Origin of the sequence: Sphingopyxis witflariensis, assembly GCF_002205635.1 — a bacterium.
In the GTDB taxonomy this organism is placed as follows: domain Bacteria; phylum Pseudomonadota; class Alphaproteobacteria; order Sphingomonadales; family Sphingomonadaceae; genus Sphingopyxis; species Sphingopyxis witflariensis.
Map to the genome: position 1 here is coordinate 356,678 of NZ_NISJ01000002.1, position 20,823 is coordinate 377,500.

Annotated in this window: 21 protein-coding genes; 6 read left to right on the forward strand and 15 right to left on the reverse strand. The window is 64.2% G+C overall.

Features of this window, described 5'->3' with window-relative positions; all coding sequences use genetic code 11:
* Positions 1–10 precede the first annotated feature (10 nt).
* Positions 11–1,435 (reverse strand): exodeoxyribonuclease VII large subunit, encoded by a 1,425-nt coding sequence (xseA, locus tag CDQ91_RS05655; RefSeq protein WP_088471732.1) that lies wholly within the window; start codon positions 1,433–1,435, stop codon positions 11–13.
* On the opposite strand from xseA, the gene purD reads away from it, so the two are divergent.
* Together purD and CDQ91_RS05665 are read left to right on the forward strand one after the other, a co-directional pair.
* Positions 1,434–2,711, forward strand: a complete 1,278-nt coding sequence (purD, locus tag CDQ91_RS05660; protein ID WP_088471733.1) for a phosphoribosylamine--glycine ligase — start codon at positions 1,434–1,436, stop codon at positions 2,709–2,711. The two genes, xseA and purD, sit on opposite strands and share 2 nt — an antisense overlap.
* A gap of 63 nt (positions 2,712–2,774) precedes the next feature.
* Entirely contained in the window at positions 2,775–3,557 is a 783-nt protein-coding gene (locus CDQ91_RS05665) for a hypothetical protein (protein ID WP_088471734.1), read from the forward strand.
* Positions 3,558–3,743: 186 nt separating this feature from the next.
* Here CDQ91_RS05665 and CDQ91_RS05670 read toward each other — a convergent pair whose 3' ends face one another.
* Positions 3,744–4,079, reverse strand: a complete 336-nt coding sequence (locus tag CDQ91_RS05670) for a hypothetical protein (protein ID WP_144036698.1) — start codon at positions 4,077–4,079, stop codon at positions 3,744–3,746.
* Positions 4,080–4,350: 271 nt separating this feature from the next.
* The gene (locus CDQ91_RS05675) at positions 4,351–5,673 is read right to left on the reverse strand and encodes a hemolysin family protein (RefSeq protein WP_088471736.1); all 1,323 of its coding nucleotides are present in this window, start codon (positions 5,671–5,673) and stop codon (positions 4,351–4,353) included.
* 217 nt (positions 5,674–5,890) lie between these two features.
* Here CDQ91_RS05675 and CDQ91_RS05680 point away from each other — a divergent pair, with 217 nt between their 5' ends.
* A complete protein-coding gene (locus CDQ91_RS05680) occupies positions 5,891–6,580 on the forward strand; it encodes a YiaD family glycine zipper/OmpA-like lipoprotein (protein ID WP_088471928.1) in 690 nt (229 codons plus the stop codon).
* Positions 6,581–6,636: 56 nt separating this feature from the next.
* Here the strand turns inward: CDQ91_RS05680 and CDQ91_RS05685 are convergent, their stop codons facing one another.
* From CDQ91_RS05685 to CDQ91_RS05715, 7 genes are read right to left on the reverse strand one after another with little or no spacing between them, the layout of a single operon-like run.
* A complete protein-coding gene (locus CDQ91_RS05685) occupies positions 6,637–7,266 on the reverse strand; it encodes a MarC family protein (protein ID WP_088471737.1) in 630 nt (209 codons plus the stop codon).
* Positions 7,263–7,934 (reverse strand): hypothetical protein, encoded by a 672-nt coding sequence (locus tag CDQ91_RS05690; protein WP_088471929.1) that lies wholly within the window; start codon positions 7,932–7,934, stop codon positions 7,263–7,265. Before CDQ91_RS05690 ends, CDQ91_RS05685 begins: the two co-directional genes overlap by 4 nt.
* A gap of 2 nt (positions 7,935–7,936) precedes the next feature.
* The gene (folD, locus tag CDQ91_RS05695; RefSeq protein ID WP_088471738.1) at positions 7,937–8,848 is read right to left on the reverse strand and encodes a bifunctional methylenetetrahydrofolate dehydrogenase/methenyltetrahydrofolate cyclohydrolase FolD; all 912 of its coding nucleotides are present in this window, start codon (positions 8,846–8,848) and stop codon (positions 7,937–7,939) included.
* Positions 8,849–8,852: 4 nt separating this feature from the next.
* Entirely contained in the window at positions 8,853–9,152 is a 300-nt protein-coding gene (locus tag CDQ91_RS05700) for a YggT family protein (protein WP_088471930.1), read from the reverse strand.
* A gap of 45 nt (positions 9,153–9,197) precedes the next feature.
* Complete coding sequence (gene argB / locus CDQ91_RS05705; protein ID WP_419722545.1) at positions 9,198–10,106, reverse strand: acetylglutamate kinase; 909 nt, start codon at positions 10,104–10,106, stop codon at positions 9,198–9,200.
* The gene (locus tag CDQ91_RS05710) at positions 10,103–10,780 is read right to left on the reverse strand and encodes a queuosine precursor transporter (protein ID WP_088471739.1); all 678 of its coding nucleotides are present in this window, start codon (positions 10,778–10,780) and stop codon (positions 10,103–10,105) included. Before CDQ91_RS05710 ends, argB begins: the two co-directional genes overlap by 4 nt.
* Positions 10,777–12,786 (reverse strand): alpha/beta hydrolase family protein, encoded by a 2,010-nt coding sequence (locus CDQ91_RS05715; protein ID WP_088471740.1) that lies wholly within the window; start codon positions 12,784–12,786, stop codon positions 10,777–10,779. The genes CDQ91_RS05710 and CDQ91_RS05715 overlap by 4 nt, the downstream gene beginning before the upstream one ends.
* A gap of 265 nt (positions 12,787–13,051) precedes the next feature.
* Between CDQ91_RS05715 and CDQ91_RS05720 the strand changes: the two genes are divergently transcribed.
* From CDQ91_RS05720 to CDQ91_RS05730, 3 genes are all read left to right on the forward strand, one after another.
* On the forward strand, positions 13,052–14,380 hold the full coding sequence (locus CDQ91_RS05720; protein WP_088471741.1) for a NupC/NupG family nucleoside CNT transporter: 1,329 nt from the start codon (positions 13,052–13,054) through the stop codon (positions 14,378–14,380).
* A 123-nt stretch (positions 14,381–14,503) separates the two neighbouring features.
* On the forward strand, positions 14,504–15,124 hold the full coding sequence (locus CDQ91_RS05725) for a beta/gamma crystallin-related protein (RefSeq protein WP_237245834.1): 621 nt from the start codon (positions 14,504–14,506) through the stop codon (positions 15,122–15,124).
* A gap of 12 nt (positions 15,125–15,136) precedes the next feature.
* Positions 15,137–15,457: an MliC family protein gene (locus tag CDQ91_RS05730; protein ID WP_088471742.1), complete on the forward strand. Its 321-nt coding sequence runs from the start codon at positions 15,137–15,139 to the stop codon at positions 15,455–15,457.
* A 34-nt stretch (positions 15,458–15,491) separates the two neighbouring features.
* On the opposite strand, the gene CDQ91_RS05735 is transcribed toward CDQ91_RS05730, so the two are convergent.
* The 5 genes from CDQ91_RS05735 to egtB form a co-directional block, all read right to left on the reverse strand.
* Entirely contained in the window at positions 15,492–16,634 is a 1,143-nt protein-coding gene (locus tag CDQ91_RS05735) for an epoxide hydrolase family protein (RefSeq protein WP_088471743.1), read from the reverse strand.
* Positions 16,635–16,665: 31 nt separating this feature from the next.
* Positions 16,666–17,154, reverse strand: a complete 489-nt coding sequence (locus tag CDQ91_RS05740; protein WP_088471744.1) for a hypothetical protein — start codon at positions 17,152–17,154, stop codon at positions 16,666–16,668.
* 112 nt (positions 17,155–17,266) lie between these two features.
* On the reverse strand, positions 17,267–18,133 hold the full coding sequence (locus CDQ91_RS05745; protein ID WP_088471745.1) for a 3-hydroxyacyl-CoA dehydrogenase NAD-binding domain-containing protein: 867 nt from the start codon (positions 18,131–18,133) through the stop codon (positions 17,267–17,269).
* A 55-nt stretch (positions 18,134–18,188) separates the two neighbouring features.
* Positions 18,189–19,175: an L-histidine N(alpha)-methyltransferase gene (egtD, locus tag CDQ91_RS05750; protein ID WP_088471746.1), complete on the reverse strand. Its 987-nt coding sequence runs from the start codon at positions 19,173–19,175 to the stop codon at positions 18,189–18,191.
* Between the two features lie 2 nt (positions 19,176–19,177).
* The gene (gene egtB, locus CDQ91_RS05755) at positions 19,178–20,485 is read right to left on the reverse strand and encodes an ergothioneine biosynthesis protein EgtB (protein WP_088471747.1); all 1,308 of its coding nucleotides are present in this window, start codon (positions 20,483–20,485) and stop codon (positions 19,178–19,180) included.
* Between the last annotated feature and the right edge of the window lie 338 nt (positions 20,486–20,823).

Consider the following 20,823-nt stretch of genomic DNA (forward strand, 5'->3'; position numbering starts at 1 on the left):
CCCGCCAACCTCAGAAGAGCTCGCCCTGCCCCCGTTTGGGCGCCCCGGGCAGCGGTTTGCGAACAGCTTTGGGCCTCAATGAGGGCCCATCGCCGTCTACCACTTCGGCCGCCACCTCGCCATCGGCGAACTGCAGCTGCAACGCCCCGGCAGCGCGCGCCTTGCCCGCCGTGGTGACGATAGCGCCATCGGCGTCGCGGACCATCGCATAGCCGCGCGACAACAGCGCGCGCGGGTCGAGAGAGGTGAGCAGCCGCGCCAGCCCCTCGATCCGCGCCCGATCGCGATCCCAGCGCCGCGCGAGCAACGACGGCCGCAGCGCCCCCGAGCGATTCGCGAGCCGTTCGGCGATCACCGTCAGCCGGTGGCGCTGGCTGCGGTCGAGCCGGTCGCCATTGTCATCAAGCCGCTGGCGCTGCGGCGCATAAAGCGCCTCACGCCTGGGCAGGTGACGCGCGAGCGCAGTCAGTCGTTCGCTGCCCAGCGACTGGTGCCGATTCGCGGCGCCGATCATCCGGCCGCCCCATGTCGCAAGCTGCGCCTGCAATTCGGCGCGCACCGGCACCGCCATTTCGGCGGCGGCGGTCGGCGTCGGCGCGCGGACATCGGCAGCATAATCGGCGAGCGTCACGTCGGTCTCGTGCCCCACCGCGCTGATCGTCGGGATGCGGCAATCGGCGATCGCGCGCACAACGATTTCCTCGTTAAACGCCCACAGATCCTCGATCGACCCGCCGCCGCGCGCGACGATCACCAGATCGGGGCGCGGAACCGGCCCGCCGGGCCTGATGGCGTCAAAACCGCGAATCGCATTGGCCACCTGCACCGCCGCACCGTCGCCCTGCACCAGCACCGGCCACACGATCACCCGCGTCGGACAGCGGTCGGCAAGTCGGTGGAGGATATCGCGGATCACCGCGCCGGTCGGCGACGTCACGACGCCGATCGTCGTGGGCAGATAGGGCAGGCGTTCATATTTGCGCTCGCGGTCGAACAACCCTTCGGCGCCGAGCCGCGCCTTGAGCTTCTCGAACAACAGCATCAGCGCGCCCTCGCCCGCGACCTCGAGGCTATCGACGACGAGCTGATATTTGGAGCGGCCGGGGTAAGTGGTGAGTTTGCCGGTCGCGATCACTTCGATCCCGTCCTCGGGGCGGAACGCGAGCCGCGCCGCCTGCCCCTTCCACATCACCATGTCGATCAGCGCATTATCATCCTTCAGCGCCGCATAAAAATGCCCCGACGCCGCGCGCTTCGTCCCCGACAATTCGCCGCGCACCCGCACGCGGGCAAAACCATCCTCGACCGTGCGCTTGATCGCCGCCGACAATTGGCTGACCGACAGAGCGGGTGCATTGTCGCCGGGCGCGCCCTCGGCTAACAGCCGCGCGGGCGCGTCGCTATCGGACGCCGGATCGGGAAAAGGGACTGACATGAATATCCTGCTGGTGGGCTCGGGGGGCCGCGAACATGCGCTTAGCTGGCAACTGGCACAATCGGAAAGCTGCGCCAAGCTCTATGCCGCACCGGGCAGTCCGGGGATCGAAGCCTATGCCGAATGCGTCGCGATCGGCACCGATGACCTCGATGGCCTGATCGCTTTTTGCACCGCGCACGCGATCGATTTTGTCGTCGTCGGCCCCGAAGCACCGCTCGTCGCGGGGCTCGCCGACCGGCTCCGCGCGCGGGGTATCGCGGTCTTTGGACCCGGTGCTGCCGCGGCGCAGCTCGAAGGGTCGAAGGGCTTTACCAAGGATTTGTGCGCGCGCGCTGGCATCCCGACCGCAGCCTATGTCCGCTGTACCAGCGCCGACGAAGCGCATGCCGTGCTCGAAGGCTTTACGATCCCCGTCGTGATCAAGGCGGACGGCCTCGCCGCCGGCAAGGGCGTGATCATCGCCGAGACCGCCGATGAGGCCGCAGCCGCTATCGACGACATGTTCGATGGCGCTTTTGGCGGCGCGGGCGCGGAAGTGGTGATCGAGGAATTTATGACCGGCGAGGAAGCCAGTTTCTTTGCGCTCTCCGACGGCACCAATGTCATGGCGTTCGGCAGCGCCCAGGACCACAAGCGCGTCGGCGACGGCGACACCGGGCCGAACACCGGCGGCATGGGCGCGTACAGCCCGGCGCCGGTGCTCACCGCCGAACTCGAAGCGGCGGTTATGGACCGCATCATCCGCCCGACCGTGGCAACGCTCGCCGCCGAGGGCACGCCCTATGTCGGCGTCCTCTTTGCCGGGCTGATGCTCACCGACGCGGGACCGAAGCTGATCGAATATAATGCCCGCTTCGGCGACCCCGAATGTCAGGTGCTGATGATGCGCTTCAACGGCGACCTCGCCGCGCTGCTCCACGCCGCATCGACCGGCGCGCTCGCCGATGCGACGCCGCCCGCTTTCGCCAGCGATTATGCGCTGACCGTCGTGATGGCGGCGAACGGCTATCCCGCCACCCCCGAAAAGGGCGGCGCGATCCAAGGCATCGCCGATGCCGAAACCGGCGGCGTGCGCGTCTTCCACGCCGGAACCGCGCGCGATGGTGATCAGATTGTCGCGGCGGGCGGGCGCGTGCTCAACGTCACCGCGACCGGCCGCACCGTCACCGAAGCGCAGGCGCGCGCCTATGCCGCGGTCGACAAGCTCGACTTCGCCGGCGGCTTCTGCCGCCGCGACATCGGCTGGCGCGAAGTCGCGCGCGAAGCGGAATAGGTGGCGCTGGACGCGGCGCGATCAGCCGCATAGGCTGAACAAAAATCAGGAGCGGAGAATATCATGGTGTGGCTTCAGGAAAATTGGATCATCGCGGTCGTCGGGCTGGTTGTAGCCGTCCTGCTCCTCACATGGCTGCTGCGCCGCAAAAAGCCTGAAGAGATCGCACCGCCCGCGGCGGCACCCGCGAAGCCCGCAAAGCCGCTCGAACCGGTAAAGCCCGAAATCATCGCCGCCGAACCCGCGCGCTTCAAGCCGATCGAGCCCAAACCGCAACCCGTTGCACCGGCCGCGCCGCCTCCGGTCCCGCAACCGGCCGCCAAGGCACCGCCTGCGCCCGAACCGGCACCTGCTCCCAAACCCGCACCCATCGTCGAGCCGGTTGCCGAAACCGCGCCGCCGAAACCCAAGCCCGCCGCGAAGCCGAAAGCGGCCGCAAAGCCTGCGGCGGAGAAGAGCACAGCAAAACCGACGACAAAAGTTGCAAAGAAAACCCCCGCCAAGCCGGCTCCGGCCGAAGCGGCGATCCCGACTCCCGAGGAACCAGCCGCTCCGTCCGCCGCACCCGAGCCTGTCTCCGCACCAGCAACGGCCACCGCAGACAATCTGCGGCTACTCAAGGGCGTCGGACCAAAGATGGTCACGCTGCTGGGCGGCCTTGGCGTCACCAGCTTCCAGCAGATCGCCGACTGGACCGACGCCGATATCGCCGCCATCGACCCGCAACTCGGCGCGTTCCAGGGCCGCATCGCACGCGACAATCTGGTCGACCAGGCCAGCTATCTCGCGCGCGGCGACAAGGCCGGGTTCGAAGCGAAATATGGGGCACTCGGCGGCGAACTCTGACCCCGTTTTCCGTCAGCCTGCACTCGCGCGGATAGACATCGCCCGCAACATGCGCTCGCAAACGACGGGGCCCTCCCATCGTCATGCCGGACTTGATCCGGCATCCATGGCTGCGCCTGTCGCTTGTCCCGGATCGGGTCAGGAGTGACGGAGAGGGGATGGCAGCTCACGACCGATTGCGGACATTCAGGGCCGCTGGGTCTCCGCTGCTCGCTCGATGATTTTACGGGTCAAGTACTCGTAAATGCCTTGTCGCCTGCTGTCGTTTTCAACGATCTCGGCGGCCGTAACGATGAAGTCTGTTTTCAGCGCAGCATTGGCATCCGCCAGACCCGCGAGAATCGCCGGAGCGACTTCTTGCGCAGTTAAGCCGTTGTGATGACGGCACTCGCCAATCGGCGGCAGAACCGTAACTACGAACTCTTGCGACTTGCCGCGCCCAACCGTTAAGCGAAGCATATTGTGCGTCGGACCGGTAACATGCTGCACCGTGAAGGTGCCGTCTCGTTCAGAAATGTGCATTCGCTCCCCCTCGAAGCTATCTAGCGTGTGAACGGCCGCTTCCCACCCCAAAGCGGACATATGCCGGACCCGATATATTGCTTTCCTACATTATTCGGCTGTGCCAGCCTCGCTGCGGCTCTTTGACCTCGTCCATCATCCGTTTCCGAAACCCGGGGGCCTCTACTCAGGCTAAAGTCGCAAAAGTGCCATTCAATCCGCTGATCTTTGGCACCTTAGCCGCGCCCCGCGTGCACAACTTTTGCGACGTTCAGGCTATCGGACGGACCACTTAGCTTTCGCCGTCATCCTTCGGCCGGCTCATCTCGGTGACGAGCAGCTTGTCGATCTTGCGGCCGTCCATATCGATAATCTCGAACCGCCAGCCGCGATCGCGAAACACCTCGCCTTCCTTGGGCAGATGCTTCAAAATCGCCAGCACATGGCCCGCCGCGGTCGCATAATCGCGGTCATCGGCCAGTTCGATCCCCAGCCGTTCGGCCATCTGGTCGGCGGGCATCGATCCGGCAATCAGCAGGCTGCCGTCCTCGCGCTCGACGACGAAAGGCTCGCTGCCGATATCCTGATCCGACGCAAACTCACCCGCGATCGCCGCGAGCAGATCGGCCGGGGTCACCAGCCCTTCGAAATGGCCATATTCGTCGTGGACGAACAGCATCGGCACCTCAGCGACGCGCAACGCCTCGAGCGCGTCCATCGCATCGATCTGGTCGTGAATGACCTTCGCCGACCGGGTCAGCTTTTCGAGATCAAGCGCTTCGCCGCGGAACAGCGCCCCTGCGATATCGCGGGCCTGCACGACGCCGACGATATCATCGACCGAACCGCGCGCCACCGGGATGCGCGTGTGCGGGGTTTCGAGCAGTTTCGCGCGCACCGCGTCGGCGTCCGAGGAAATGTCGATCCAGTCGACATCCTTACGTGGGGTCATCACCTCGCGCACCGGGCGATCGGCAAGGCGCACGACGCCCGAAATGATCGCGCGCTCGCTTTCCTCGATCACGCCCGATTTCGACGCTTCGGCGACGATCAGGTGGAGTTCCTCGGCGGTCACCCGGTCTTCCGATTCGCGGTTGAGCCCAAGGATGCGGAACACCAGCGCCGAGCTTCGATCGAGCAGCCATACAAGCGGCGCGCCGATTTTCGAAAGCCACAGCATCGGCATCGCCATGAAGATGGCGATCGGTTCGGGCGCGCGCAGCGCGAATTGCTTGGGCACCAGTTCGCCGGCGATCAGCGAAAAATAGGTGGTCACGGCGATGACAACGGCAAAGCCCGTCGCGCGCGCGGTTTCGTCGTCAAAGCCGAACAGCCCCTGTAACCGCTCGCCGACCGGGCCGCCAAGACTCGCACCCGAATAGGCGCCCGCAAGGATGCCGATCAGCGTGATCCCGACCTGTACGGTCGACAGGAAGCGACCGGGATCGGCGGTCAGTTGGCGTGCGATAGCCGCACCACGGCTGCCGCGTTTTTCCGCGGCCTGCAGCCGCGGCCCGCGCGCCGAAACGATCGCGAGCTCGGACATGGCAAAGACGCCGTTCAAAAGGATCAGGACCGCGATGATCGCGACATCGGACCAGGGAAAGGGGGTCATGATTTATGTTGCGGGCGCTCGGGCGCCCGGCCCCTGTCATCGTCGGTCATATCCTGCCTATAGGCGAAAGACACGGCGATACACAATGGCACCGTCGAAGGTCGGCTCAGCCAATGTTAAGCAAGATTTTGGAACCAGATACGCAGCCATATGTTATCGGCATGAACGCGGCCTTCGCATGACCGGCGAAGTCCCCGCAAATAAAGGGAGCGACACGATGAATAGCAGAATGATCAAGCTCACCACACTCGCCAGCATCGGCGCGCTCATGCTCACGGGCTGCGTGACCGATCCGGAAACGGGTCAGAAACGCATTTCGAAGGCCGCGATCGGCGGCATCGGCGGCGCGCTCGGCGGCTATCTGCTCGGCGACCTGATCGGCGGCCGCAATAGCCGCACCGAAGAAATTCTCGGCGCGGGTATCGGCGCGGTCGCGGGCGCCGGCATCGGCAATTATATGGACCAGCAGGAAAAGAAGCTGCGTGAACGCACCGCCGGCACCGGCATCGACGTCGAACGTCAGGGCGACCAGCTGGTGCTCAACATGCCCGGCGACGTGACCTTCGACCTCAACAGCGCCATGGTGAAGCCCCAGTTCCGCAGCGCGCTCGACAATGTCGCAACGACGCTCGCCGAATTCCCGAGCACCTATATCGACGTTTACGGTCACACCGATTCGAAGGGCAGCGACACCTATAATCAGGGCCTGTCCGAACGCCGCGCCGCGTCGGTCGCCGACTATCTGGGCGGGCGCGGTATCCAGCGCGCGCGCATGGCGACGCTGGGCTATGGCGAATCGCAGCTGAAATGCACGCCCGAGGTGACCGAGGCCGATTATCAGTGCAACCGCCGCGTCGAAATCCGCATCGCGCCGATCACCCAAGCCGACGTCAACGCCGCCAAGTAATTCCATTCCCGTGGATGAGGAAGGGCGCTGCCAGCAGGCGGCGCCCTTTTTCGTTGTTAACCCAGCGAGGGGAAGCTGGCTTTCAGACCGTCGATCACGAACTGCGCCGCGAGCGCCGCGAGCAGCACCCCGAGGAGGCGGGTGATCACCGCCTCGCCCTTGTTGCCGATCAGCCGCATCAACGGCCCTGCGCTCAGCAACGCGGCGAGCGTCAGCAGCAGCACGAGCAGCAATGCGCCGAAAATCACCATCGCGCGGTCGAGCCCGTTGTTCTGCGCCACCAGCAGCATCACCGAAGCGATCGAACCCGGCCCCGCGAGCATCGGCATCGCCATCGGGAACACCGAGACATCCTCGACTTCGGGGGTCGCGATTAATTTCTCGGCGCGTTGCTCGCGCCGTTCGGTACGCTTTTCGAACACCATGTCGATCGCGATCATGAACAGCATGATGCCGCCCGCGATGCGGAAACTGTCGAGATCGATGTGCAGGAAGCTGAGCAATGCTTCGCCGAACATCGCGAAAAAGACAAGGATGCAGCCGGCGATCAGCGTCGCACGGATCGCCATCGCCCGGCGCTGCGCGGCGCTCGCGCCCGTCGTCAGGCTGGCATAGATGGGCGCGCATCCCGGCGGGTCGATGACCACGAACAGGGTGACGAAGGCCGAAATGAACAGGTCCATCATGGCTGATTGGGCGCCGCGACCTGATCGTCGATGACAGTCGCCATCTGGGCGCCGTCCCACAGGCGGATGGTCACGCGGCGCGACTTGTCGGCACGAACGGTCGAAGTCCAACTGAGCGTCTGGTCAGGCGACAGGCCGATCATCCGGTCCTCACCCTCGGTCCCGCCCTCGACTCCCACGCCCGGCGATCCGCAGGTGGCCTGTTTCGATGCGATGAAATCGGGCGCTTCACGCGGGGTAGTCAACGTGTCGCCATGATCCAGCGTCCAGAGCAGATCGCCCTTCTTGGGATCGCGCAGCCAGACGGTGGTGAAATAGCCATTCTCCCCGGCCTTTTGCCATGCCCCCGTCGTCGCCCCGGCGTTGCCGTCGCAGCTGACGTAAACCGCGTGCGGTTGCCATTTCACCGCCTCGGCGGGGTCCTTCTGCGATTTCAGCCAGTCGCGCGCCTTGACGCGCTGCGGCACGAACATCACCGCTTCGGGCGCGGCGGTTTCGCGGAACGCAGTCCATTGCCCCTTATCCTGCGCCAGCCGGGCAAAGCCGATCTCGGCCGCGATGAAGGCGCTGGGGTTGGCCGAAAGCGGCCGGTTGCGGATGTCATCGGACGATGCGCAGGCTGCGAGCAGCGGCGCGGTGACGGCGAACATCAGCAACAGGCGGCGCATCATCAAAAACCTTTCGGATCAGCGAGCCCCGCGCGGCGATGCGCGGCGACGAGCGTGTTGCGCAACAGACAGGCAATGGTCATCGGACCGACGCCGCCGGGAACCGGGGTAACCGCGGCAGCGACCGCTGCGGCACTGGCATAGTCAACGTCGCCAACCAGTCGGCCTTTCGCCTCACCCGGTGCGGCCGCGAGGCGGTTGATGCCGACATCGATGACGATTGCGCCGGGCTTGATCCAGTCGCCCTTGATCATTTCGGCGCGGCCGACCGCGGCGACGACGATATCGGCGCGGCGGACCAAATCGGGCAGATCCTTGGTCCGGCTGTGCGCCATAGTGACGGTGCAATTGGCGCCGAGCAGCAATTGCGCCATCGGCTTGCCGACGAGGATCGAGCGGCCGATGACGACCGCATCCTTGCCCGACAGATCGCCGAGCCGATCCTGGAGCAGCAACAGGCAGCCATAGGGCGTGCACGGCACCATCCCCGGGATGCCCAGCGCGAGCCGCCCGGCGCTGACCGGGGTCAGCCCGTCGACATCCTTGTCAGGGTGGATCGTCGCGACGGCGGCCTGTTCGTCGAGATGGCCGGGCAGCGGAAGTTGCAGCAATATGCCGTCGACCGCTTCGTCCGCATTGAGCGTGACGAGCAGCGCTTCGACCTCTGCCTGTGACGCGCTGGCAGGCAAGCGATGCTCGAAACTCGCCATGCCGGCGGCAACCGTCGCCTTGCCCTTCGACCCGACATAGACCGCGCTCGCCGGATCATCACCGACGAGCACAACCGCGAGGCCGGGCGCCCGACCTATAGCCGCTTCGAAAGTCGGAACCGCATCGGCAATTCGTGCCCGCAGCCCGGCGGCAAAAGCCTTGCCGTCGATCACCTGCGCGGTGGTGGTAACCTCGCCCGTCATATCGTCACGCAATCCCGGCGGTGACGCCAAGCTGATAGAGATAGGGCAAAACTGCTTGTTGCATGATGATGAGAAGGATCAACACCAGCATCGGCGTCAAATCGAGGCCGCCGAAATCCGGCATAATACGGCGGAAGGGCCGATAAAGCGGCTCGGTGAGCCGGTCGAGAACCATCCATAGCTGACCGACAAACTGATTGTGCGTGTTGATCACGTTGAACGCGATCAGCCACGACATCACCGCCTGGGCGATGATGATCCACCACAGGACATTGAGCAGGATCGCCAAGATATTGAGGAACATGAAATACAAGAAAGGTCTCCGGCCGAAAAGGTCGATGGCACCCTATTAGCGATGAATGAGCGTGCCCGCACCCCTTGCGGTGAAAATTTCGAGCAGCATCGCGTGCGGGATGCGTCCGTCGAGGATGACCGCGGCCTCGACCCCGGCGTCGACCGCGGCAACGCAGGTTTCGACTTTCGGGATCATGCCTCCGGTGATCGTACCGTCGTCCTTCAGCGCATCAATCGCGGGGCGGTCGAGGTCGGTGAGCAGCGCCCCCGATTTGTCGAGCACGCCCGCAACGTCCGTGAGCAGGAAGAAACGCTTGGCGCCCAGCGCGCCCGCGATCGCCCCCGCCATCGTATCGGCGTTGATATTATAGGTCGCGCCATCGGCACCGAGCGCGACCGGAGCGACGACGGGAATGAAATTATCCTTGGTCAGATTGATCAGGATCGTCGGATCAACCGCCACCGGTTCGCCGACAAAACCCAGATCGACATGACGCTCGATCCCCGAATTGGGGTCGGGCTGCGTCCGGGTGACCTTTTCAGCGAGGACGAGATTGGCGTCCTTGCCCGAAATGCCGACGGCGCGGCCACCGAGCGCGGCGAGCCAGCCGACGATTTCCTTGTTGATCTTGCCCGCCAGCACCATCTCGGCGACCTCGGCGGTCGCGGCGTCGGTGACGCGGAGACCGCCGACGAAGGTCGATTCGATCCCGAGTTGCTTGAGCATCGCGCCGATCTGCGGTCCGCCGCCATGGACGACGACCGGGTTGATCCCGACCGCCTTGAGCAGCACCACATCCTCGGCGAAATCGCGCTGCGCTTCGGCATCGCCCATTGCATGGCCGCCATATTTGATCACGAAGGTTTCGCCCGCATAGCGCTGCAGATAGGGCAGCGCCTCGACGAGGGTTTCGGCCTTGGCGAGCAGGTCGGGCATTTTGGAGGGGTCGGTCATCGTCATCATCCTGCGTTCTTTGCATCAAGGTGGCGGCCGAGCGCGACCAGGCCGGTAATAACGAATGGAATCACCGCGATCGACAGCGCGACCTTCGCCAGCATCTGCCCGCCCATCAGATTGGCGATCGGGAAGACACCCGAAAAGGCGATGGTGACGAACAGCAAGGTATCGACGATCTGGCTCAGCGCGCTTGCGATTGCGCCGCGCACGGCAAGCCAGGTCGACCCGGTCCCCGCGCCTTCACGTCCGCGCAGCTTGCTGAAGATGGTGACGTTGAGGAATTGCGAGGTGCCATAGGCGACAATCCCCGCCGCCATCAGGCGCGGGCTCTGGCCTAACACGGTATTGAAGGCGGTGAGCCGTTCGGGCTGCATTTCCGGCGATGCGGGAAGCGCGAGCACCAGCGCGGTCAGCATGATCGACAGGACCAGCGGGACGAAACCCCAGAGCACGAGGCGGTTCGCAGTCGACTGACCGTGCAGTTCCGACACGCTGCTCGACAGGGCAACGAGGATCAGAAATGGAAAAATCCCGGCCTCAACCGCGAGCCAGCCACCCAGCGCGACCTGCTTGTTCCCCAGCACCCCGGCGAGCACGACCATGCCGCCATAGATGATGGTGAAAAGAAAGAGTGAGGGCGAAAGCGTGCGCGGCAGCGCTGTCGAAGTGGTGTCGGTCATGCCGCCCGATAGTCGCTTTTGCGGACGCTGGAAAGATGCTGGTCAGTCCGGTGGATTGTAACGCCGCAGAAGGTCTCGATCGACGTCAACAGCATCAGCCGGTCGGCTTCGCGGGTGAAATAATGGTCGGCCAGCGGGATCGATACAAATTCGACCGCCTTGCCCGCCTCCTTCATCGCCGAATACATGCGCGACGACTGGCCATGGTCGACCGTGACGTCCTTTTTGCCGTGAATCAGCAGCAAGGGCGTCTTGATTCGGACGATCGCGTTGATCGGCGACACTGCCGCGAAATCGGGTGTCATCTTCTGCCACTGGTCGCGATAGAGGCGCTCGCGGAGGTTGCCGCCGAAATCATTGACCTCGCGACGCAAATTGGAAACCCCGTTGATCGAGACGGCGCAGCGATACTGGTCGGGATCCTTGGCGATCCCCCACATCGCGGCATAGCCGCCATAGGAAGCGCCCACGATGCATACGCGCTTCGGATCGGCGATGCCTTCGGCCACCGCCCAGCGCACGCCGTCGCTGACATCGTCCTGCATCGCAAAGCCAAGCTGGCCCTGCCCGGCCTTGAGGAATTTGTCGCCATAGCCCGTCGATCCGCGAAAATTGGGCTGGAGCACGGCGTAGCCCCGCTCGGCAAGAAACTGCGCCCAATAGTCATAGGTCAGTTCATCATGCCCCCAAGGCCCGCCGTGCGGCATGACAATGAAGGGCAGATTTTTCGTCGCGCGCCCGCGCGGCATCGTCAGCACGCCTTCGATCTCAAGCCCGTCGCGGGCCTGGTACTGGATGAACTTCGATCGCGAAAGCCGCTTGCTGCCGATCGCCTCGTTGGCCGCTGCCAACTGCGAAAGATCCCCCGACGCAGCGTCGAAGAAGAACAGCAGCCCCGGATTCTCGGGAGTGCTGAAACGCACGAGCAACTTGCCGAGATCGCGGCTAAAGCTTTCGATACGGACTTTCGAGGCGGGCGACGCGGCATTCAGCTTCGCCTGGTGCGCGGCCATAACGGGGTCGATCCAGTGGATCGGCCGGGCGCGATCGGTGGTCTTCACCCCAAGCAGCTTCGTCCCGTCGAACGAGACGATAGCCCGTTCGACCTCGGCCCCGTCGGCAGCATGGATGGTGCGCACATCCTTGCCGGTGGACAGGTCGACCTCGGCCACGACCGAGCGACCATCGGGCGCCGCCTTGATCACATAGCCATTGTCGTTTCCGGGAATGAACAGAAAGGGAATCGTCAGTTCCTGCTCTTTGCGCAGCGACACGCGCTCGATCGAACGGAACGCGCCTTCACCGGTACTGCGATACAGCATCGTGGCCTGGGTGGTGCTGTCCCGATAGCCGATGCCGTAACGGACGCGGCCCAGATGATCGGCGCCCCAATCCATGACGTCCGTGCGTCCCGCGATCAGCTTCCGCTTGCGCCCGGTGGTCACGTCGACGCGATAGACCGCCGGCCAGAATTCCGCCCCGGTGTAAATGCTGTTTTGCGCGGCGACGAGAATCTCGTTGCTGGCGTCGCTCGGCGTCCACAGCAGGTCGGCGCCATTCTGACCATTGAGATCCCACAGCAATTTCGTGATCTTACCGGTCGTCCGGTTGATCCCGATCATCCGCGAAACATACCAGTTGTCGGTCTCGACAGGCTGCAGCGCATATAATCCGACGATGATATTGTCGTCGTTCACCCAGCGTATCCAGGCGATTTCGGTTTTGTCGGGAACCCCGATAACGACGCTCTTGTTGCGGTCCCCGATGGTCGGTACCATCACGATGTGCTGCTCGCCCTTCAACCCGAACAGGCCCGCCATATAGGCGCCGTCCGGCGACAGGCTGGCGTTTTCAACAAATGGCAGGCGGGCGAAAGCCTCGGTCGGCAACGGGGTGAAAGCCGGTGTGGCGGGCGCCGTCGCAGGCGCGGCCGCCCCTTCGCCGGGACCGGCAAGTACAGAAGGTGACACGGCCAGTAAAACGGCCACCAAAAGCGAACGAACCATGCACCACCCCCCAGTAATGGGCGGTATCTAAAAAGAAAATTCGCGCGCGCCAAGCCGGTTTGCGACTCGAATTCTCTTCGCCGAAAGGGCGGACCCCGGATCGGGGCCGGGGTGACACGGGCGGAGCATGGGCACCGCGCCTTTCCGCTGAGAGCAAAAGCGCAAAGCATTTGGCATCAATTCGTCCCCCGGAGCACCGCCCCCTTGCCCCCATCGCCCAGCCCGCTAGACAGGCAAATTACGCTCGCGGGGGACGCACGAAGATATGGAACGCCTGATCGGTTTGCTTGGCATCGTCGCATTGCTCGCGATTGCCGTGCTTTTTTCGTCGAACCGCCGCTGGATTCGCCTGCGCATCGTCATCCCCGCCTTCCTGCTCCAGGCCGGTTTCGCGCTGCTGGTGATCGGCACCCCGTGGGGCCGCGCGATCATTCAGGGGATGTCGAACGCGGTGTCGAACCTGCTCGGCTATGCCAAGGCGGGGACCGATTTCATCTTTGGCCCGCTCGCGGCGCCCGAGATGGGCGGCCACAGCTTCGCGATCGCGGCGCTGCCGGTGATCATCTTTTTTGCCTCGCTGATCTCGATCCTCTATTATCTGGGGATCATGCAGCTGGTGATCAAATGGGTCGGCGGCGCGATCCAGAAGGTCACCGGCATCACCAAGGTCGAAAGCCTTGGCGCCGCGGCGAATATCTTCGTCGGCCAGTCCGAAGCCCCGCTCGTCATCCGCCCCTATCTCGCCGGCCTGACCCCGTCGCAGCTGTTCACGATCATGACCGTGGGCATGGCGGGGGTCGCAGGCACGATATTGGGCGCCTATGCGAGCATGATCGGCGAGCAATTGCTGCCCTATCTGCTCGCCGCCAGCTTCATGTCGGCGCCGGGCGGTATTTTGATGGCCAAGATCATGATGCCTGACGATCCCAAGGATCTGGGCATCGAACCCGTCATCATGCCCGAGGCGAGCCATGACGAGGAGAAGCCCGCTAATCTTATCATGGCAGCCGCGCAGGGCGCACAGACCGGCGTCAAGCTTGCGGTCGCAGTCGGTGCGATGGTGCTCGCCTTCGTCGCCCTCGTCGCGCTGGCCAACGGCCTGCTCGCCGGAATCGGCGGCTGGTTCGGCTATGACGGCCTGTCGTTTCAGGCGATCATCGGCGCGATTTTCCGTCCGGTGATGTGGCTGATGGGCGTGCCATGGGACGAAAGCGCCGCGGTCGGCGGATTGTTCGGGACCAAGGTCGTGCTCAACGAATTCGTCGCCTTCATCGACCTTGGCAAGATGCAGGACAATATGTCGCTGGCCGCGGTCGCGATCGCAACCTTTGCGCTGTGCGGCTTCGCCAATTTCAGCTCGATCGCGATCCAGATGGCGGTCACCGGCAGCCTCGCTCCCAATCAGCGGCCGATGATCGCCCGGCTGGGCCTGAAAGCCCTGCTCGCGGGCAGCCTGTCGAACCTGATGTCGGCGGCACTGGCGGGATTGATGCTCAGTATCGCGCCGCCAGTTGCAGCGCCCGCTCCGGCCGCCCCGGTGGCCGCAGCGGCTTCGGCCGATACGCCCATCGAAGCTCCCGCAAAGGCACCTTGAGCGGCCACCACAGCTGACATCAACCAACGGTTTAGATATCGACCTTCATCACAGAAGCACATCGCTTGGCGTAACAGGCCGAAAATGATAGTTTCCTCCGGTTCGTATCCGGAACAGGAGGGCATGATGAAAACCGCCTATCGTTGGTCAATATTTGCCGCAGCCACGCTTTCGATAGGAGGCGGGCTTTTTGCCGTCTCCCACGCCCAGCCGCCCGAAGACCGCATGGCGCGGCCGGCCGAGGCGACCATCTATCGCGACGCCAGCTATCGCGGCCCGGCGGTCTTCATCGGCGAGGCCAAGCCGAACCTTGGCCTCGCCTGGCCGGTCAATTCGATCCGGGTGAAGAGCGGCCGTTGGGAAATGTGCGAAAGGACGCGCTATCGTGGCCAGTGCCGCACCATCGATCGCGACACGCCGGTGCTGAACAATGTGCTGCGCGGACTGACCATCCAGTCGATTCGTCCGACCGGATCGGGTGGCGGCGGCGGCTGGGATCCGAACCCGCCCGCCAATGATCAGGTAACGCGCGGCAATTTCGCCGAATTCCACACCCAGCCGTCGACCGGAAACCGCCGCGTTCTCGCGTGCGCCAATGGGTCTGGAACCGCCAATTGCGCGGCGCAGACCGCCGACACCTGGTGCCGTTCGGTCGGCTGGAACGGGTCGGCGCGTGAACATATGGAAACGGTCGCGAACCGGGTTTATCTCGCCGACGTGCTGTGCGTCCGGTCGGGCTATTGAGGGGGAAATCGGATGACCATGAGAATGTACATCCCCGCTGCTGCGGTTTCGGCTCTGGTCCTCGCGGGCTGCGCCTCGGTTCCCGCCCGAACGGGCACCAGCTATGAATGCAGCAGCGGCACCCGGCTGACCGTCAATTATCTGGGCAATGGCGCGCTCGTCCGCGTCAATGGCGGACGGACGATGACGCTCGCGTCGACACCCTCCAACAGTGGCCAGATTTATGAAAACAAAAAGGGCGTGCGGCTGCACCGCCAGGGCAATCAGGTGACATGGAACACGGCGCTACGCTCGGCGCCCGAAACCTGCCGCGTCGTAGCGACGCCGCTTTGACATGAACGGACCGCCGGCGACACCGGCGGTCCGTTCAAAGCGTCATGCAAGCCAAGGCGGCGTGCACTTCGGCGGCGAACAATTCCGGCTGTTCCCAGGCGGCGAAATGGCCGCCGCGCTCGACCTCGTTCCAATAGACGATGTTGCGATAGCGGCGCTCGGCCCAGCGCCGCGACAGCCGCATGATCTCGTTCGGGAACAGGCTGCATCCCGTCGGCACTTGGATTTCGCCCGCAGCGAATTGACGAAAACTATGCCAATAGAGCCGCGCCGACGAAGCCGCGCTCGCGGTGAGCCAATAGAGGCTGACGGTGTCGAGCATCGCATCCTTCGACAACGCCTTTTCGGGATGCCCGCCGACCGACTGGCCGCCCGGTTCATGACCGCAATCGGTCCAGCCGTGGAATTTTTCGGCGATCCACGCCATCTGCCCGACCGGTGAATCGGTCAGGCCATAGCCGAGCGTCTGCGGCCGCGTTGCTTGCTGGGTCGAATAGCCACTGTCCTTCGCCTGATACCAGCCGAAGCGCGCGAGATAGACCTTCTCGGCCTCGGTGAGGTCGTTCGTCAAATCGGGCGGCGGTGCGCCGACGACCATATTCACATGGATCCCCGCGCAATGATCGGCGTGGTTCAACCCGATCGCGCAGGTGACGGCGCTGCCCCAGTCGCCGCCCTGGGCGAAATAGCGATCATAGCCGAGCGCGCGCATCAGCGCGTCCCAGCCGGCGGCGATATGCTCGACGCTCCATTTGGCGGTCGTCGGCTTGCCCGAAAAGCCATAGCCGGGAAGCGACGGAATCACGAGGTGATAGTCGGCCGACAAAGGCGCGATGACATCAAGAAATTCGAGCACCGACCCCGGCCAGCCATGCGTCAGCACCAGCGGACGCGCGGCGGGGTTGTCCGAGCGGACATGGAGGAAATGAATGTCGAGCCCGTCGACTTCGGCCAGATAATTGGGCAGCGCGTTCAGCCGCGCCTCGATACGGCGCCAGTCATATTCGTGCTGCCAATAGGCGGCCAGCTCCTGCGCATAGGCCAGCGGAAGGCCCTGATCCCAATCAGTGACAGTTTCCTTCTCGGGCCAGCGCGTGCGCCCGAGCCGGTCTTTCAGATCGACCAGCGCCGCATCGGGCACCGCCACTTCAAACGAACGGATATTTTCGACCTGCATTCGGCACTCCCCCGGGGCAATTGGCCCCAGATTAGGGCCGCGCGGGCGCCTTGCAACCGCGTTCGAGGCCGACGCCTTTCAGGAAGCCGCGGCGCACCGTCCCGGCATAGACGGCGAAGGCATAGCGCCGTCGTTCGGCGTTGGCGCCGGTGACCTCGCCGATCAGCCCGCCAAAGGGAATGACTGAGCCCGCAACCGTCCCGGCGACCCGCCCCGCGGTTTCCTCGCGCTTTTTCGCGCGGCTCTTGTCGGCCTGCTCGTGGACGTCGGGACCGAGTACTTCGTTGAGTTCGGTCACTTCGCGGATGATCGCAGCGCATTTCCCCAGGCCGTCGAGCGAATAGGGATTGTCCTGAATCGCCAGCAGCTTCGGCGGCGCCTCTTTTCCGTCAAAGGGTGCCGTGACCGAATCGGCGGTCTTCTTGATGGTCGAATCCTCCGGCGCGCCCTGCTGGGCATAAGAGGGTGCCGACAAGATCAAAGCGGCGACCGACAGGCTGACAAGCGATTTTCTGACCATAGTCCAAATTCCTCCATTGCGCGCCCTGCACCTTAAGCATCAACGCGCTAGAGCAGATACGGCTCCCGAAATCGCAAATTTGTCATCCCGCCTCTTGGCGCGACGGCGAAGCCTATCTTGTCGGGACAGGAGACTCACCGGTCCAGTCGTAGAAGCCCCGCCCGGCCTTTTTGCCGACCCAACCCGCCTCGACATATTGGACGAGCAACGGCGCGGGGCGGAATTTGGGGTCGCCGGTTCCGCTGTGGAGGACACGGATAATCTCGAGGCAGGTATCGAGCCCGATAAAGTCGGCGAGCGTGATCGGGCCCATCGGATGATTGAGCCCGAGGCGGCAGCCGGCGTCAATATCCTGCATCGTCGCGACGCCTTCACCGAGCGCGAACACCGCTTCGTTGATCAGCGGCATCAGCACACGGTTGACGATGAAACCCGGTGCATCATTGGCGTGGACGATCTCCTTGCCGAGACCGCGGCCATAGGCCTCGACCGTCTGCAAGGTCGCATCGCTGGTTGCGAGACCGCGGATCAGTTCGATCAGCCCCATCACCGGCACGGGATTGAAGAAATGGACGCCGATGAAGCGCGCCGGGTCGTGCGACGCCTGCGCAAGCCGCGTGATCGGGATCGAACTGGTGTTGGTCGCGAGAATCGCGGTCGCCGACAGATGCGGGCCGACGCTGGCGAAGATCGCGCGCTTGATCTCCTCGCGCTCGGTCGCGGCCTCGATGACGAGGTGGGCGGGAGCGAAAGCACTATGGTCGGCGACCGGGGTGATGCGGGCAAGCAATGCGTCGGCGTCGCCCTGCGTCATTTTTTCCTTGGCAACGAGGCGGCCGAGCGCCTTGGCAATCCCTGCCTTGCCGGCTTCGGCGCGCGCGAGGTCGATATCGGAAAGCAGCACATCATGACCGGCGCCTGCCGACACCTGTGCAATCCCCGCACCCATTTGCCCCGCACCAATGACGCCGACGATCATACCGCTATCCTTTCACTATATCCGTGGGCGCTGACTAGGCCTTGGACACCGCGCGTCAAGGGGCGGAACGGAAGGTGGTCGCTTCGGCGAGAATCAGCGCGAAGGCGGGGTCGGCATCATCCCATGTCGCGATCGGGGTCCAGCCGCCCGCGCGGAGGAGGAGATTCGCGTCGCGCGGGCCATATTTATGACTATTCTCGCTGTGGATCGTCTCACCCGCCGCCATCGCATAGCGATGACCATCGACCGTAAACTCCATGTCGCAGGCGGCGACGAGGTGCATCTCGATCCGCGCATAAATGTCGTTCCAGACGGCGCGGTGGACGAAATTCTCGACCGGAAGATCGCCGCCGAGCTCGCGGTTGATCCGTTCGAGGAGGTTGAGGTTGAACGCCGCGGTGACCCCGGCGGGATCGTCATAGGCGCGTTCGAGGATCGCGATATCCTTGATCCGGTCGATCCCGATCAACAGCAACGAACCGTCGCCGAGCGTCGCGCGCCAATGACGCAAGAGGTCGATCGCAGTGCGCGCGACCATATTGCCGATCGTCGATCCCGGGAAAAAACCGAGCTTGGGCAGCGGACAGATTTCGCGCGGCAGATCGACGCGCTGGGTGAAGTCGGCCTCGACCGGATAAATGGGCAGGCCGGGAAAGCGCGCTGCGAGCGCCGCCGAACTGTCGCGCAGGAAATCGCCCGAAATATCAACCGGAACATAGGCCGCAGGCGCGATCGCGCCGAGCAGCAAGGGCGTCTTGGTCGAGCTGCCCGATCCGAGTTCGACCACCGCGCGGCCGGGGCCGATCGCCGCCGCCATGTCGGCGGCGTGGCGGGTGAGGAGGTCGGTTTCGCTGCGCGTCGGATAATATTCGGGGAGCGTGGTGATATCTTCGAACAGCGCCGAGCCGGTCGCATCGTAGAACCAGCGTGCGGGAATCGCCTTGGGATTTTGGCTGAGGCCGGCGTGGACATCGGCACGAAAGGCGATGTCGATTCCGGCATCGTCGGCCGAAACTTGCCTGAGATTGCGCACGACGCCCATTGCTAAAGATCCTTGGCCAAGCGCAGGCCGGTGAACTGCCAGCGCTGATGAGGGTAGAAGAAGTTGCGGTAGCTGGCGCGCGCATGGCCGCGCGGGGTCGCGCAGCTGCCGCCGCGCAGCACGAACTGGCCGCTCATGAACTTGCCATTATATTCACCGACCGCGCCGGGGGCGGCGCGAAAGCCGGGATAGGGGCGATAGGCGCTGCCGGTCCATTCCCACACGCTGCCGAACATCTGTTGCAGACCCGTGTCATCGTCCACCGCGACCGGATGCACCGGCCCGGCGGCGCCGAGCTGCTGCCCCGATGCCGGGTCCAGCGCAGCGGCGGCGGATTCCCACTCAATCTCGGTCGGCAGGCGCCCGCCCGCCCAGCTGGCGAACGCGTCGGCTTCGAAGAAGCTGATGTGGGTGACCGGCGCCGCAGGGTCGATATCCTGCCAGCCCGCCAGCGTGAACTGCCGCCCCGCATCCCAATAGGCGGGGGCGTCGATATGCCCGGCCTGCGCCCATGCCCAGCCGTCGCTGAGCCAGAGCGAGGGCGTGTGATAACCGCCGTCGTCGATAAACTGCTGCCACTCACCGTTGCTAACCGGACGGTTGGCGAGCGCGTGCGGGGTCAAAAGCGCCGAAAACTGCGGAAGTTCACAGTCAAATGCGAATCCGTCGCCGTTGTGGCCGACCGACACCACGCCTTCGCTACCCTGTATCCAGCGTAGCGGGCTCGGCTCGGGGCGTAACGCCGAAAGCGCGGAAATCTGCGCAACTTCATTCCGAAACGCCGGTTCGGCGGCGCTCCACATCGCGGGGCCGAGCGGATTTTGCGCGAAGAGATGCTTGACGTCGGTGAGCAGCAATTCCTGATGCTGCTGCTCGTGCTGGATCCCCAGTTCGACGAGCGTCCGCGCCGCGGGCGACAGGTCGGGCAGCGCGGTCTGCACCGCGGCATCGACATGCGCGCGCCAGACCCGCACCTCGTCGAGCGATGGACGTGTCAGCAAGCCGCGCTGCGGACGGGCGTGGCGCGGCCCTTCGGCTTCATAATAGCTGTTGAACAGATAGGCGAAGCGATCGTCATAGGCGCGGTAGCCGGGGACATGATCGCGCAGGACGAAGGTTTCGAAGAACCATGTCGTGTGCGCGAGATGCCATTTGGCGGGCGAGGCGTCGGGCATCGACTGGGCCGAGGCGTCGGCGTCGGACAAGGGCGCGACAAGATCGAGCGACAGGCGACGCGTCGTCGCGAAGCGCTGGGTCAGCGGCCGGTCGGTCGAACGGTCGGTGCATGAAATATCGGTCTGACTGGCCATATTATGACAATCCCCCGCGCGGCGATTCGGTTTCGTGATGCGACCGATTATGGCCACGCCGCGACCGAAAAGTCCAGAACATTAAGGGAACATATGCTCAACTTCGTCATGCCGGACTTGATCCGGCATCCATGACCGCGTGGACCCCGGATCAAGTCCGGGGTGACGAAGAGTGGTAGGGCTATGTCAAAAGAATGCGCGCAGAGGGCGCAGGGATTTTGTTCACGCGGAGGCACGGAGAATATGAGGGTGAGATATCGGCGGCTTTACCGCCCATATTTCTCTGCGCCCTCTGCGCCTCTACGCGAATATTGGCATGCGCCGTTGGTGCAGTCGCG

Excerpts from the sequence above, each read along its gene's own strand:
- purD (WP_088471733.1), top strand. The coding sequence starts at position 1,434 with ATGAATATCCTGCTGGTGGGCTCGGGGGGCCGCGAACATGCGCTTAGC.
- xseA (WP_088471732.1), bottom strand. The coding sequence starts at position 1,435 with ATGTCAGTCCCTTTTCCCGATCCGGCGTCCGATAGCGACGCGCCCGCG.
- CDQ91_RS05665 (WP_088471734.1), top strand. The coding sequence starts at position 2,775 with ATGGTGTGGCTTCAGGAAAATTGGATCATCGCGGTCGTCGGGCTGGTT.
- CDQ91_RS05670 (WP_144036698.1), bottom strand. The coding sequence starts at position 4,079 with ATGCACATTTCTGAACGAGACGGCACCTTCACGGTGCAGCATGTTACC.
- CDQ91_RS05675 (WP_088471736.1), bottom strand. The coding sequence starts at position 5,673 with ATGACCCCCTTTCCCTGGTCCGATGTCGCGATCATCGCGGTCCTGATC.
- CDQ91_RS05680 (WP_088471928.1), top strand. The coding sequence starts at position 5,891 with ATGAATAGCAGAATGATCAAGCTCACCACACTCGCCAGCATCGGCGCG.
- CDQ91_RS05685 (WP_088471737.1), bottom strand. The coding sequence starts at position 7,266 with ATGATGGACCTGTTCATTTCGGCCTTCGTCACCCTGTTCGTGGTCATC.
- CDQ91_RS05690 (WP_088471929.1), bottom strand. The coding sequence starts at position 7,934 with ATGCGCCGCCTGTTGCTGATGTTCGCCGTCACCGCGCCGCTGCTCGCA.
- folD (WP_088471738.1), bottom strand. The coding sequence starts at position 8,848 with ATGACGGGCGAGGTTACCACCACCGCGCAGGTGATCGACGGCAAGGCT.
- CDQ91_RS05700 (WP_088471930.1), bottom strand. The coding sequence starts at position 9,152 with ATGTTCCTCAATATCTTGGCGATCCTGCTCAATGTCCTGTGGTGGATC.
- argB (WP_419722545.1), bottom strand. The coding sequence starts at position 10,106 with ATGATGACGATGACCGACCCCTCCAAAATGCCCGACCTGCTCGCCAAG.
- CDQ91_RS05710 (WP_088471739.1), bottom strand. The coding sequence starts at position 10,780 with ATGACCGACACCACTTCGACAGCGCTGCCGCGCACGCTTTCGCCCTCA.
- CDQ91_RS05715 (WP_088471740.1), bottom strand. The coding sequence starts at position 12,786 with ATGGTTCGTTCGCTTTTGGTGGCCGTTTTACTGGCCGTGTCACCTTCT.
- CDQ91_RS05720 (WP_088471741.1), top strand. The coding sequence starts at position 13,052 with ATGGAACGCCTGATCGGTTTGCTTGGCATCGTCGCATTGCTCGCGATT.
- CDQ91_RS05725 (WP_237245834.1), top strand. The coding sequence starts at position 14,504 with ATGATGAAAACCGCCTATCGTTGGTCAATATTTGCCGCAGCCACGCTT.
- CDQ91_RS05730 (WP_088471742.1), top strand. The coding sequence starts at position 15,137 with ATGACCATGAGAATGTACATCCCCGCTGCTGCGGTTTCGGCTCTGGTC.
- CDQ91_RS05735 (WP_088471743.1), bottom strand. The coding sequence starts at position 16,634 with ATGCAGGTCGAAAATATCCGTTCGTTTGAAGTGGCGGTGCCCGATGCG.
- CDQ91_RS05740 (WP_088471744.1), bottom strand. The coding sequence starts at position 17,154 with ATGGTCAGAAAATCGCTTGTCAGCCTGTCGGTCGCCGCTTTGATCTTG.
- CDQ91_RS05745 (WP_088471745.1), bottom strand. The coding sequence starts at position 18,133 with ATGATCGTCGGCGTCATTGGTGCGGGGCAAATGGGTGCGGGGATTGCA.
- egtD (WP_088471746.1), bottom strand. The coding sequence starts at position 19,175 with ATGGGCGTCGTGCGCAATCTCAGGCAAGTTTCGGCCGACGATGCCGGA.
- egtB (WP_088471747.1), bottom strand. The coding sequence starts at position 20,485 with ATGGCCAGTCAGACCGATATTTCATGCACCGACCGTTCGACCGACCGG.